The sequence below is a fragment of the Tissierella sp. genome, assembly GCF_052089545.1.
In the GTDB taxonomy this organism is placed as follows: Bacteria; Bacillota; Clostridia; order Tissierellales; family Tissierellaceae; genus Tissierella_A.
On the sequence record NZ_JBQDAA010000050.1, the window covers coordinates 1 to 13470 of the forward strand.

Annotated in this window: 13 protein-coding genes and 1 riboswitch; of the genes, 11 read left to right on the forward strand and 2 right to left on the reverse strand. The window is 30.8% G+C overall.

Features of this window, described 5'->3' with window-relative positions; translation table 11 throughout:
- Both ACTHW2_RS05445 and ACTHW2_RS05450 read left to right on the forward strand, forming a co-directional pair.
- A partial coding sequence (locus ACTHW2_RS05445; protein ID WP_442262948.1) for an ABC transporter ATP-binding protein occupies positions 1 to 638 on the forward strand: 638 nt, incomplete at its 5' end.
- Positions 635 to 2509, forward strand: coding sequence for an ABC transporter ATP-binding protein (locus ACTHW2_RS05450; RefSeq protein WP_442262950.1), 1875 nt, complete (start codon positions 635 to 637; stop codon positions 2507 to 2509). The genes ACTHW2_RS05445 and ACTHW2_RS05450, both read left to right, overlap by 4 nt.
- A gap of 21 nt (positions 2510 to 2530) precedes the next feature.
- Here ACTHW2_RS05450 and ACTHW2_RS05455 read toward each other — a convergent pair whose 3' ends face one another.
- Entirely contained in the window at positions 2531 to 3256 is a 726-nt protein-coding gene (locus ACTHW2_RS05455; protein ID WP_442262952.1) for a zinc dependent phospholipase C family protein, read from the reverse strand.
- A gap of 94 nt (positions 3257 to 3350) precedes the next feature.
- Entirely contained in the window at positions 3351 to 4352 is a 1002-nt protein-coding gene (locus ACTHW2_RS05460; RefSeq protein ID WP_442262954.1) for a C40 family peptidase, read from the reverse strand.
- Positions 4353 to 4548: 196 nt separating this feature from the next.
- Between ACTHW2_RS05460 and rlmD the strand changes: the two genes are divergently transcribed.
- The 9 genes from rlmD (at position 4549) to ACTHW2_RS05505 (ending at position 13415) form a co-directional block, all read left to right on the forward strand.
- Positions 4549 to 5919: a 23S rRNA (uracil(1939)-C(5))-methyltransferase RlmD gene (gene rlmD, locus ACTHW2_RS05465; RefSeq protein WP_442262956.1), complete on the forward strand. Its 1371-nt coding sequence runs from the start codon at positions 4549 to 4551 to the stop codon at positions 5917 to 5919.
- A 245-nt stretch (positions 5920 to 6164) separates the two neighbouring features.
- Complete coding sequence (locus ACTHW2_RS05470; protein ID WP_442262958.1) at positions 6165 to 6464, forward strand: AbrB/MazE/SpoVT family DNA-binding domain-containing protein; 300 nt, start codon at positions 6165 to 6167, stop codon at positions 6462 to 6464.
- Positions 6457 to 7638, forward strand: coding sequence for a macrolide family glycosyltransferase (locus ACTHW2_RS05475; protein ID WP_442262960.1), 1182 nt, complete (start codon positions 6457 to 6459; stop codon positions 7636 to 7638). Before ACTHW2_RS05470 ends, ACTHW2_RS05475 begins: the two co-directional genes overlap by 8 nt.
- Positions 7639 to 8046: 408 nt before the next feature.
- A riboswitch (TPP riboswitch) is annotated at positions 8047 to 8155 on the forward strand.
- A gap of 201 nt (positions 8156 to 8356) precedes the next feature.
- Positions 8357 to 9670: a phosphomethylpyrimidine synthase ThiC gene (gene thiC / locus ACTHW2_RS05480; RefSeq protein ID WP_442262962.1), complete on the forward strand. Its 1314-nt coding sequence runs from the start codon at positions 8357 to 8359 to the stop codon at positions 9668 to 9670.
- Positions 9671 to 10114: 444 nt separating this feature from the next.
- Positions 10115 to 10330, forward strand: coding sequence for an NAD-dependent epimerase/dehydratase family protein (locus tag ACTHW2_RS05485; RefSeq protein ID WP_442262964.1), 216 nt, complete (start codon positions 10115 to 10117; stop codon positions 10328 to 10330).
- Complete coding sequence (locus ACTHW2_RS05490) at positions 10330 to 10707, forward strand: hypothetical protein (protein WP_442262966.1); 378 nt, start codon at positions 10330 to 10332, stop codon at positions 10705 to 10707. The genes ACTHW2_RS05485 and ACTHW2_RS05490 overlap by 1 nt, the downstream gene beginning before the upstream one ends.
- A gap of 115 nt (positions 10708 to 10822) precedes the next feature.
- Positions 10823 to 12124, forward strand: coding sequence for an IS4 family transposase (locus ACTHW2_RS05495; protein ID WP_442262968.1), 1302 nt, complete (start codon positions 10823 to 10825; stop codon positions 12122 to 12124).
- A gap of 642 nt (positions 12125 to 12766) precedes the next feature.
- Positions 12767 to 12973: a helix-turn-helix transcriptional regulator gene (locus ACTHW2_RS05500; protein ID WP_442262969.1), complete on the forward strand. Its 207-nt coding sequence runs from the start codon at positions 12767 to 12769 to the stop codon at positions 12971 to 12973.
- A gap of 1 nt (position 12974) precedes the next feature.
- Entirely contained in the window at positions 12975 to 13415 is a 441-nt protein-coding gene (locus ACTHW2_RS05505; RefSeq protein WP_442262970.1) for a hypothetical protein, read from the forward strand.
- Positions 13416 to 13470 lie beyond the last annotated feature (55 nt).

Here is a 13470-nt window from a genome sequence, read left to right on the forward strand (position 1 = left end):
GAAGTACTGGAAGTGGAAAATCAACACTTATAAACTTGATCCCAAGATTTTATGATGTAACTAAGGGACAAATTTTAGTTGACAATGTAGATGTAAGAGATTTAGACATACATGATTTAAGAGATAAAATAGGTTATACTCCACAAAACAGTGTATTATTTACTGGAACAATAGAAAGCAATATAAGATATGGTAAAAATATAGATATAGATAAAGATGAAGTTTTAGAAGCTATAGATATATCAAAGTCTAAAGAATTTATTGATGATAAAGAAAAAGGAATAGATACTGAAATATCTCAAGGAGGTACAAATGTATCTGGGGGTCAAAAACAAAGACTTTCCATAGCTAGAACTATAGCAAAAAAACCTGAAATAATAATATTTGACGATAGTTTTTCAGCACTTGATTTTAAAACTGATGCACAGTTAAGAGAAGCTTTAAATGAAAAATTAGAAGATAGTACTCTTTTAATAGTTGCTCAAAGAATAAATACTATAAAAAATGCTGATAAGATTATAGTTTTAGATGAAGGTAAGATAGTTGGACTGGGAACTCATAAGGACCTTTTAAAAGACTCAGAAGTTTATAAACAAATTGCTCTATCTCAATTATCAGAGGAGGAGTTATCGAAATGAGAGAAAATGAAGTAAAAAAAGATAAGCAGCCAAAAGGCGGGATGCCAGGTAGAGGACCGGGTAGAGGTAATGTAGGACGCGCACCAGAAAAGGCACGAGATTTTAAGGGGACTTTTAAAAAACTTTTAAACTATTTAAAACCCTTTAAATTACAATTTTTATTTGTGTTTATATTTGCTATAGCTAGTACTGTTTTTATGATAATAGGACCTAAAGTACTAGGAATGGCAACAACTAAAATATTTGAAGGAGTAATTGAAAGAGTAACAGGAGTAGAAGGCGGAGGAATAGACTTTGGATATATAAAAAATATAATAGTTATCCTGTTAAGTCTTTATGCAGCTGCTGCAATATTTGCCTTTATACAAGGCTTTATAGTTACAGGTATCGCTCAAAAGGTATCATATAACTTAAGAGATGGAATATCTGAAAAGGTAAACAAACTTCCCTTAAGATATTTTGATAAAGTATCTTATGGTGATGTATTGTCAAGAGTTACGAATGATGTAGACAAAATAAGTCAGAGTTTAAATCAAAGTTTAAGTCAAATTATAACTTCTTTTACAACTCTAATAGGTGTGCTTGTTATGATGTTTTCTATATCATGGCAGATGACTTTAATAGCTCTACTGATTTTACCTGTTTCACTTTTCTTTGTAGTAAATGTAGTAAAAAGATCACAAAAATACTTTAGCCAGCAACAAGAATCTTTGGGTAAGGTAAATGGACATATAGAAGAAGTATATAGTGGTCATGAGATCATGAAGGCATTCAATGCAGAAGAATCAGTTGGAATATTTAGAAGTATAAACAATAAACTTTATGATTCAGCTTGGAGATCGCAATTCCTTTCTGGGCTTATGATGCCTATCATGTCCTTTGTTGGAAACTTAGGCTATGTTGCAGTTTCCATACTTGGAGGATGGTTTGCAATTAGAGGAGTTATACAAGTTGGAGATATACTTGCATTTATCCAGTATATAAGAAACTTTATGCAGCCTATCAGGCAAATGGCCCAAATATCAAACGTACTTCAATCAACAATTGCAGCATCAGAAAGAGTTTTTGAATTTTTAGAAGAGGAAGAAGAGATACTGGAGACCCAAGATCCTATAAAACTCGAAAAAGTTCAAGGAAGAGTAGAATTTAATCATGTTAAATTTGGATATGACAAAGATAATATAATAATAGATGACTTTACAGCACGTGTAAGTCCTGGTCAAAATATAGCTATTGTAGGACCAACAGGAGCAGGTAAAACAACTATAGTGAAGCTTCTTATGAGGTTTTATGAATTAAACGGAGGAAGTATATCTATAGATGGACACGATATAACAGATTTTAAAAGGGAAGATTTAAGAGAAAATTTTGGTATGGTACTTCAGGATACTTGGTTATTTAGCGGTACAGTAATGGAAAATATTAGATATGGAAGGTTAGATGCGACAGATGAGGAAGTAAAAGAGGCGGCATATGCAGCCCATGCTGATAGTTTTATACAAACTTTACCAGAAGGATACCATACAATAATAAATGAAGAAGCAAACAATGTATCCCAAGGTCAAAAACAGCTACTAACAATAGCTAGAGCTATATTAAGTAATCCTAAACTTCTTATACTAGATGAAGCTACATCTTCAGTAGATACTAGAACTGAAGTCCTTATACAAAAGGCTATGGAAAACTTAATGGCATCGAGAACTAGTTTTATAATAGCGCACAGACTTTCAACTATAAGAAATGCTGATTTAATACTTGTTATGGATAGTGGTGATATAGTAGAACAAGGAAACCATGATGAACTTATAGCTAGAGATGGATTTTATGCTACACTTTATAATAGTCAATTTGAAGAAGGAGAAGCTTCTTAAAAAAGACATAAAAAATAAGGGTTAACCCTTATTTTTTATGTCTTTTTTTAAAGCGTTGATCTCTCTATAAAAAAGTAACATAGCCCCAGCAGTAGTTCTTTCAGCCAGTGGAAGACCAAATTTAGCAAATAGATAATATCGTTTATCTGAATCTTTTATGTCTTTATATTTTTTATATATTTTTTTAGATGCCCAAGCATTAAAATCTATATAATCTTCATAAGAATTTTTAATATTGATACCTTTATCTACCTTAAATATATCGATATATCTATAAGTTCTTTTTATATAGTTTTCATATTGCCTATGTTTATCTAAAAGTCTTATATTTATATGTTGAGGTACTGTCATATCTTGTATAATGTGAAGAGCTGCTCCTAGATAAAAAAGAGATTCTTTATCTTTGTCATCATTCCAAAGAGTTACAGCCTTTTCATAATATCCTAAGCCAACATCCAAAGCACTTTTTCTACCGTACATGCCTCTATTTTTTGATGGATCGTAAAAATGATGGGAACTTTTAAAGTCTTGATCAGTCCACACTGCCCCTTCATTCATAGAATCTATATATTGACTAAAGAAAGAGTATTCCTTAAAGTATTTATCATTCTTTAGAATTTCAAGCCCTTGTACATTTATAAATTTATGAACTTCGCATTTTGTCTTTATAATTGTCTTTTTTATAGGATTTAAAAAGTTAAATATTTTAGCTAAAAATTTATTATAAGTTAACTCCATATCTTTCATAATTATCACCTATTATTAATATACCCTAAAAATAAAATAAATTTAATAAAATAAAAAAACCTCAAGTAAATTTACTTGAGGTTTTGTATTCTTATTAATATACTCTTCTTCCGTAAGAGAATTTGCTACTGTAGTAACTAGAATTTATACTATCAATTCTAACGCCTTTTCTAGGATTTGCTGAATGAACAAATTGTCCACTTCCTATATAAATTCCTGCATGACTTGGTCCTGCTTTATAAGTGTTACTAAAGATTAATAAATCACCTGGTTGTAATTGAGATTTACTTAGTCTACTTCCAGCATTTGCTTGGGATGTAGTAGCACGTGGTATGCTTATTCCATTTTGTCTATATACATATTGAGTAAATCCAGAACAATCAAAACCTGATGGACTTGAACCGCCAAATACATATCTATGACCTATATATTTTTTAGCAGTATTCATTATATTTATAGAAGTTCTACTACCTGAATCATTTCTATTAGGTGTAGCACTTGGTTTACCTGCAGCTGTCTTACCAGATAATACATTATTTATAGTTCTTACTGTAGAAGGTCCAGCGCTTCCGTCTACAGCTATATTTTGTGCTCTTTGAAAGCTTATAACAGCAGATCTAGTGCCAGGTCCAAATGAGCTATCAACAGCTATTTTATAGTGACCTAATTTTTTAAGAGCTAATTGTAGTTGTTTTACATCTGAGCCTCTTGAACCTCTTGTTAAGGCTCTTTTATAAGTTAAAGAGCCAGCTTTGCTTGTATTAGCTTGTGGTTTTGATTGTGAACTTCCACTTGAACCATTTTTTAAAGCCTTGTATGAAGCTGGACCAAATGAACCGTCTACAGCTAGTCCATTAGCTCTCTGAAACTTCATAACAGCTTGTTTTGTTATATTACCAAAATATGTAGTTGTTTTTCCATATGTAAAGAAATTTCTTTTCTTTAATTCTTGTTGAAGTTCTTTTACGTCATTATGTCTTACTCCTTGATAAAGAGCTTTACTTCCCAGTGCTGCTTCGGAAGCTGTTCCTCCTAGAGTTATTATTCCTGCTATTGTACATGCTACTACCGTATTTTTAAGTGCATTTTTCTTCATTTTTTTGTAACTCCTCCTTTAAATATGTTTGTATCTTTCGTTGGCTTCTTATCTTCTGAATATAGTATATTACAAAATAGTTAAAAAAGAAAGGCTTTTTTGTAACTTCTTTGTAATTATTTGAAAAAGATTTTTGCTAGAGATAAATAATCCTTATTTTTACAGTCTTATAGTGATATAATAATTTAGAATAGGAGTGAAAAAATTGAGAAGAAAAAAGAAAATAATAGAAATAAAAATAGAAGATGCAATATTTCCAAATAAATCCATAGGAATATATGAAGGTGAAAAGATAATATTTAAAGGTGGTATAAAGGGACAAACTGTTAAGGTTCAGTTTAAAAAGAGGAAAAAAGACTATATAGAAGGAAAACTACTAGAAACAATAGAAAACTCACCACTAGAAAAAAATCTTACAAAATATACAGAATACGATCTTGGACCTTGTCCATATGGAACACTTTTATATGAAGATGAACTCCAGTTAAAAGAAGAACAGGTATTAAAATTATTTGAAAAAGAAAATATAAAAGATTTTAAATTTTTAGGGATAGAAAAGAGTCCAAATGAATTTGCTTATAGGAATAAAATGGAGTATACATTTGGTGATGCGTTTAAAGGAGGTCCTATAGTTTTAGGTCTTCATAAAAAAGGAAGATTTTATGAAATAGCAGATACAGATGGATGTGATTTGGTAGATGAAGATTTTACCAATATAAGAAAGACAGTGATGAATTATTTTAGAGATAAGAACAGTTCCTTCTATAATAAAAGAAAACATGAAGGATTTTTAAGACACCTAGTAGTAAGAAAAGCTCACTCTACTGGTCAAATATTGGTAAATCTTGTAACTAGTAGCCAAGATAATTTAAATAGTAAGGAATTTTTAAATGAATTACTAAGTTTAAAAGATTTAAAGGGAAAAATACAAGGTATACTTCACACAATAAATGATGGGCTTGGGGATACTGTAAAAGCAGATGAGTTATTACTACTTTATGGAAAGGACTATATAGTAGAAGAAATACTTGGACTTAAATTTAATATATCACCATTTTCATTTTTCCAAACAAATACCTGGGGAGCTGAAAAACTTTATTCTATAGTAAGGGAATTTATAGGTGGTGAAAAAAAGGATGTAGTTTTTGATCTTTATTCTGGAACTGGAACTATAGCACAAATAATATCTCCCATCGCAAAGGAAGTTGTGGGAATAGAGATAGTAGAAGAAGCAGTAGATAAAGCAAAAGAAAACATGAAATTAAACAATCTAGATAATATAGAGTTTATAGCAGATGATGTTCTCAAAGCAGTTGACAATATAGATAAAAAACCAGACTTAATAGTAATAGATCCACCAAGAGAAGGAATCCATCCAAAAGCTATAGAAAAGATAATAGACTTTGATCCTGATAGATTTGTATATGTATCTTGCAATCCAGTAACACTTGCTAGAGATTTAAAGGTATTTGAAGAAAGAGGATACAAGCTTGATAAGATGAAACTAATGGATATGTTTCCTAGGACACCGCACGTTGAGACTGTCGTGTTGATAGAAAGAAGATAGGACTTAGCAATACCAATGGATTAGATGAATTTAAGGCATTGAATGTACAGATGACATTCAATGCCTTTTCTGTTCACGGGAAGATGTCCATTAAGCATAAAAGATAAAAGAGATTAACATAATAAAAAACAAAACAAATTTATGGTTAATATATGAACATTTATATGTTGACTGGGCAAAAATAAATAAGTATAATAAGTAATACAAGTTATACAAATCACACATGTGTTTTAGGAGGTGAAGATTTGAAAGCGGAAATAAAGGATGGCAAGTTCATGGGTTCGGCTAAGGTTGGCCCTAAAGGCCAGATTGTAATTCCTAAAGAAGTAAGGGATATGTTTGACATTTCTCCAGGGGACACAATAATCGTACTAGCAGATGAAAAGAGAGGGATTGCAATTGAAAGATTCGATACTTTCAACCAAATCGCCGATGATATTTTTTCGGGAAAAGCAAAAGAATTATATCCTGAGCATACAGAAGAAGATTCTATATCATTTGCAAAGTCAATAAGGTCAATGAAAGGGGAAATAAACGATGAGTAAAATAGTCTTTTTTGGTATTCCAGCACACGGACATACCAATCCTACCTTAGAGGTAGTAAAAGAATTAATTAGGCGTGGGCATGAGATCCGATATTACTCATATGATAGTTTTAAAAGGAAAATAGAGAAAACAGGCGCAGAATATATCTCCTGTGATTCTTACGATATTCAGATGAAGCTAACACCACAAGACGGGGAACGGATAGGTAAAGATATTGTATTTTCAACAGAGATTTTAGTGAAAACAACACTAGCAATGGATGATACGATTATAGATGAAGTATCCCAGTGGAAACCGGATTGTATTGTCGCAGATTCCATGGCAATATGGGGTAAATTGGCTGCACATAAGCTTTCTGTACCATTTATATCTTCTACCACCACATTCGCATTTAACCGACATTCTGCTAAAATAATGAAACAAGATATCACTCAGTTATTTAAGATGCTATTTTCCATACCAAGAGCAAATAAACTGATTAAAAAGTTACGTACAAAGGGATACCCGGTGAAAAATGTTCTATCTGTTGTACAAAATGATAATGATACCGATACTATTGTATACACATCCCCTGAGTTCCAACCATGCTCTGATACCTTTTCAGATAAATATACCTTTGTTGGTCCATCCATAAGAACATTAGATTACAAGGTTAGGAAACCGCAAAGGAGAACGGTTTATATCTCTATGGGAACAGTAAATAATGTAATGGAAAATTTTTATAAGAAATGCATAGTTGCACTAAAAGATTCTGATCTAGATGTTATTATGTCTGTAGGTGAATTTGTTGATTTGGAAAGGTTTGGAGACCTTCCACAGAATTTTACCATAGCGAGGAGTGTGAACCAAATTGAAGTACTACAGCAGGTAGATGTATTTTTAACTCACTGTGGAATGAACAGTGTAAGTGAAGCACTTTATTATAAAGTTCCACTAGTTTTGTTTCCTCAAACACCGGAACAGGGTGGTGTTGCCTATAGAGTAAATGAATTGGGTGCAGGTGTCTATTTGAATGAGGACTCGCCAGATAAGATTAAAGAAACCATACAGGAAGTATTTGATAACTATTCTTATAAGCAATCAGCAGAAGAAATATCAAAAAGTTTTCATAGGTGCGGAGGTTATAGACTGGCAGCTGATAAAATTGAAAATCTCATTAATGAAGGACAGTAAATATTATCTGATATAAAAGAAGGATAAAATAACTCTTATATAAAAGTACAAGTGCCACCAAGGGGCTAATGTTACACTACGACATCATTATTGTCACTTCAATGCACGTTGAGTGTGTAGTGTTGATAGAGAAGGAATAGGTAGAAATTTTTAGTTTTATAAAAATAAAATTAAAGAGCAATTTAAATTATAAAAATTGAAGTTAAATTGGGAAACAAAACTAGTGGATAAATCATTAAAAATATGTATGCGCTATATCTTCATGATTTATCTGGGACTCATAGTATTAGATCAAATGTTCTGTTCTTATATGAATAAAGGACAGTCTAAGGTTAAGTCCAATTGCATATTAGCTTGTAAAATTTATTATCTTATGATATATTTCTAGTTAGATAAACAAAAACTTAATATCAGTTATAGGGGAGCTTATATAATAGGCTGAGATAGGAATGTTATTCCTGACCCTAAGAACCTGATTTGGATAATGCCAACGAAGGGATGTAGCTAGGGAAGTTGTATTTTTGCTGTATACTTTTGTTAGTATACAGCTTTTTTGTTTTTGCAAAGGAGGTGAAATATCATTATGTTCAGAATAATAGACACTATCAAAATTAATAGAGAATATTGCTTTACTATTGTATTTGGCTGATGAGAGTAGAAAATATATCAGAGAAGATTAAATTGTTTAGAAAAAATTTAAGACAGGGAGAAGACGAAAATGGAATATATAACTCAAATGGATGCTGCAAGAAAAGGAATTATAACTAAAGAGATGAGGATAGTTAGCGAAAAAGAAAACATTAGTATAGAAATACTAATGGAGAGAATGGCAAAAGGACAAATTGTTATTCCTGCGAATAAAAATCATAAATCCTTAGATCCGCAAGGAGTAGGTAGAGGATTGAAGACTAAGATAAATGTCAATCTGGGCATATCTAGGGATTGTCCTAATATAGATACAGAGTTAGAAAAAGTAAAAATTGCAATAGATATGAAAGCAGAAGGAATTATGGATTTAAGTTCGTTTGGTAAAACAGAAGAATTTAGACAAAAATTAGTAAATATGTCTACTTCCATGATAGGAACTGTTCCAATATATGATGCAGTAGGATTTTATGATAAGGAATTAAAAGATATTACAGAAAAGGAATTCTTAGATGTAGTGAGAAAACACGGAAAGGATGGTGTTGACTTTGTAACTATTCATGCAGGATTAAATAGAGATACAGCTAAAATATTTAAGAAAAATAGTAGAATTACTAATATCGTTTCACGAGGAGGCTCTCTATTATATGCATGGATGGAATTAAATAATAAGGAAAATCCTTTTTATGAATATTACGATGAATTGCTAGATATATGTGCAGAATATGATATGACTATAAGTTTAGGTGATGCCTTAAGGCCAGGAAGTATAGCCGATGGGACAGATGCACCACAGATTGCAGAACTAATGGTATTAGGAGAGTTAACAAAGAGGGCTTGGGAAAAAAATGTGCAAATTATAATAGAAGGGCCAGGCCATATGAAGTTAAATGAAATTGAGGCGAATGTCTTATTAGAAAAGAAACTTTGCCATGGAGCACCTTTCTATGTATTAGGGCCAATAGTTACAGATATAGCACCGGGATATGACCATATAACATCAGCAATAGGTGGAGCTATAGCTGCAAGTCATGGGGTAGATTTTTTATGCTATGTGACACCAGCAGAACATTTAAGACTACCTACACTAGAAGATATGAAAGAAGGAATTATAGCTTCAAAGATAGCAGCACATGCAGGGGACCTAGCTAAAGGAATACAAGATGCAGATGAATGGGATTTAAAGATGAGTAAGGCTAGACAAAGATTAGACTGGGAAGAAGTATTTAACTTAAGTATAGATGAGGAAAAAGCAAGAAGATATAGAAAAGAATCTAGTCCAGAGCATGAGGATAGTTGTACTATGTGTGGAAAAATGTGTTCAATGAGAAATATGAATAGGATTATGGAAGGAAAAGATATAAATATACTAAGGACGGAGGACTAAAGAGAATATAAAAAACTTACTATTTCAGCCAAGTAATCTAAACCAATCTGTGCTTTTATGAAATAGGATTCTCTTTTCTGGGAAGAATCTAAATAAAATTAAAGCTAGATTAGTATATCAAATTTTATTTAAAATGAGGTAACCTTCTATTGACATAAAAACAGATTAGTAGCACTATTTAGTTAGTCAACCTAACTAGATAAATGAAAGTAGGAAATATAAATGAAAGAATATATCATAACTGCGACAGAAGCTGTGACACCTTTGATGATTAGCCAGTTTTTTTAAATCACAAAGCCTTCAGTAACATCTATGGCGAATTCGTTGATAAAACATGATTACCTAATGAAAACACAGTCCTCTACTGATAGGAGAAGTGGATTTTAAGTTATTTGTTCAATTAATATTACGAGCAAATGAAATATTAAAGGAGCTAAGAAGCTAATGAAAGTATTGGTAACAGGAGCATTGGGCAATGTGGGTAGAAATGTATTAAGAGAGTTGCTAAGTAAAGGAGAAGATGTAGTTGTAGCTGTAGCTGGCACGAATATTAAAAGGTTAGAAAAGCTATTTGAAGATAAAGTAACGGCTGTAGCTTTTGATTTTACAGAACATAATACATATGATAAAGCCCTAAAGCAAGTGACCGTGTGTTTTTAATGAGGCCACCACATCTAGGAAAGCCAGAGGATTTATATCCATTCATTGATTCAATGAAAGCTCACAATATTAAACTAGTTTCGTTTTTGTCTTTAATGGGTGTTGAAAATAACACTATTCCACCTCATCATAAGATTGAAAAGTATATCGAAAAAACAAGCCTTCCCTATGCTCACATTCGTCCCAGATTTTTTATGCAGAATCTCTCTGGAATTCATTCAGTGGAGATTAGAGAAAAAAATGAAATTTTTGTTCCTGCAGGTAGGAGTAAAACTAGCTTTATTGAGCACAAAGGTACCGGTCAATATCATCAACTTAAGGATTTAAAGGTAAGAAGCATTGAATTTTTTATAATTCAATGCTTCTTTTACATATAATTATTAATGCAATATTTATAAAGAAATATTATAATACAAGTATAAGCTTTTTATATCTAATTATAATAACTAATAGTTAGGAGAAGACAATGAAAAATCTTATAATAGAATAACAATGACTTTTGAAAAGCTAAATACTAAAAGAATAAGAAATATAGGTAAAATTTTTGACTCAGATTTTACTAGAAATAGAAAAATGCCTTTTAATGATTTAATAAGATGTATCCTAAATAAGGAGGGAAAAACAACAACTATGGAGATAAATAACTATTTTAAGAAAGTAAATAAAAGAGAACAAAGAGTTTCAAAACAAGCGTTTTCTAAACAAAGATGTAAATTAAATCCAGAAGTATTTAAAGTTTTAAATAAAGAATATATTGAATCTATTTATTCTGAAAATAGCTATAAAACATATAAAGGATATATATTATTAGCCATAGATGGGACAATCCTTGAGATTCCTAACACAGAAGAACTTAGAGACCAGTATGGATGTCAGGTTAGTAATATAGAAGGAGTAAGAAAAGTTGCAAGGGCTAAAGCTTCCGGTTTGTATGATGTAGAAAACAATATAATGATAGATGCAATATTAGATAAATTCAATACTCCAGAGAGAACTTTAGCCAAGAAGAATATTGAAAATATGGACTCTATTTTAGGAAAAGATAAAAAGGTATTAATAGTTTTTGATAGAGGTTATATCTCTACTGAAATGCTATTGAATTTATCAGAACTTTCTATATGTTATTTGTTTAGAGTTCAAGGAAACACTTATAACAAAGAAAAGGAATCAATGATAACTAATGATGACTGGATAGATTTAAAAGTAAACGGATCTCGACTAGTAAAAATTCAAGATGAAAAACTAAAGAAAAAGGGAGCAGAAATAAAAAAATTATCTGTAAGAATTGTTAAAATAACTTTTAAAACAGGGGAAATTGAATATTTAATAACTAATGTACCCTCTGAAGAAATTAGTACCGAAGAGATGGAAGAGGTTTATTTTAAGCGCTGGGGAATAGAAATTGCATATGATATTATTAAAAATAAGTTATATATAGAAAATATATCAGGTGGAAAGAAAATAATTGTTGAGCAAGATTTTTATTCACAAATCCTTTTATTCAATATGATTGAAGATTTAAAAAACGATGCAAATAAAGAACTTGAATCCAAAAGAACTAAGATTTTAAAGTATGATTACAAAGTAAATATAAATATATTAATAGGTACATTTAGAGAATATATGATAAAGATAGCTATTGAAGACCGTCCAGATGAAAGAAAAATCTTATATGAATATATGTTAGAAGAAATTATGGAAAATATAATCCCTATTAGACCTGATCGAAGTTTGGAACGTAAAACATACAAAGGTAAAAATAAACATAAGCTGAATGGCAGAAGAAATAGTTAGAATTATACTAAGTTTAGAATTCCAAATACACTTACATACAACTATGTATAAATTTAACAGTGCATGGTTTTTTCAATTTAGCCATTTTTATAAATGATATATTTTTTCTTATTTAGAGGTTTGTAATATAAAAAACGAACCTTAAATTCTAAGAATTCAAAGTTCGCTTTTAAGTTTTTTTCCTTAAGTTGATGACATTGACCGGTTACCACCCGAATTTTGTCGAAAAAAACTGTAAGTGAAAATCTAAATAAATTTGCTAATATAAAATTGCAGATAGAATATATATTTAGCTTGAATCCATCATTGTAATAAAAGATTGGACGCATTTTTTAAATTGAACCTCTTGATTAGAAATATAATCTTCTACCAAGGGGATAACAGATACTTGCGACATCTTTATTGTACTCTCAAGGCACGTTGAAGTTGTCGTGAAGTTGGGAAAACTATAGAATTAGATGATACCAATAGTTGTAGAGGTTTTGAGGCATTGAATGGACAGATGACATTCAATGCCTTTTCTGTTCTCGGGAAGATATCAATAATAAGACTCAGGATGGTTTTGCAAAGTATGCTTGACATTATATGCAAAGCATACTATACTTAAAATGTAAGGTTAACTATACAAAGGAAGTGAGAAGTTTGAAGACAAAAATACGAGAATTAAGACAAAAAAATAGAATCACCCAAGAAGAACTTGCTTTGGCAGTAGGTGTGACTCGTCAAACAATTACCTCTATAGAAGGAGAAAAGTATACAGCATCTCTAGTTTTAGCATATAAGATTGCAAGATACTTTAATATGACTATAGAAGAGGTATTTGATTTTTCAGAAGTGGAGGAGATATAAAATGAATAAATTCAAAGAAAAAATTCGGTACAGAATATTATTTTTACTCATAACATTGTTTATTTTTATAGCGATTTATTTAATCTTATTTTTAAACCAAGGTAATTTAGTAAAACCCTCAGGTAAAATTATAAGTTTTCACGGAGGTGCCCTTACTAGTTTTAGCATTATCCTAATTCTAAATATATATAAAAATTTAAAAGCCCTAAAAGATGAAGAGGAACTTAAGAGGTTATATATTAGGGAAAATGATGAAAGGGCAATTATGATACTACAGAAAACAGGGGCAATTGGGATTAATATCTGTATTTGTGGTTTTGCAATAGCTACAATAATTGCTGGATATTTTAGTGATATAGGATTTTTTATTTTGCTAGGATCTACCTTATTTGTTGCCCTAGTAAAGGGAATGTTTAAAATCTATTATCATAGAAAAATATAGAGAGTCCAGCTAAGAATTGTCAATAGGAATTTTAAAAATATTTAATAACAAGCCG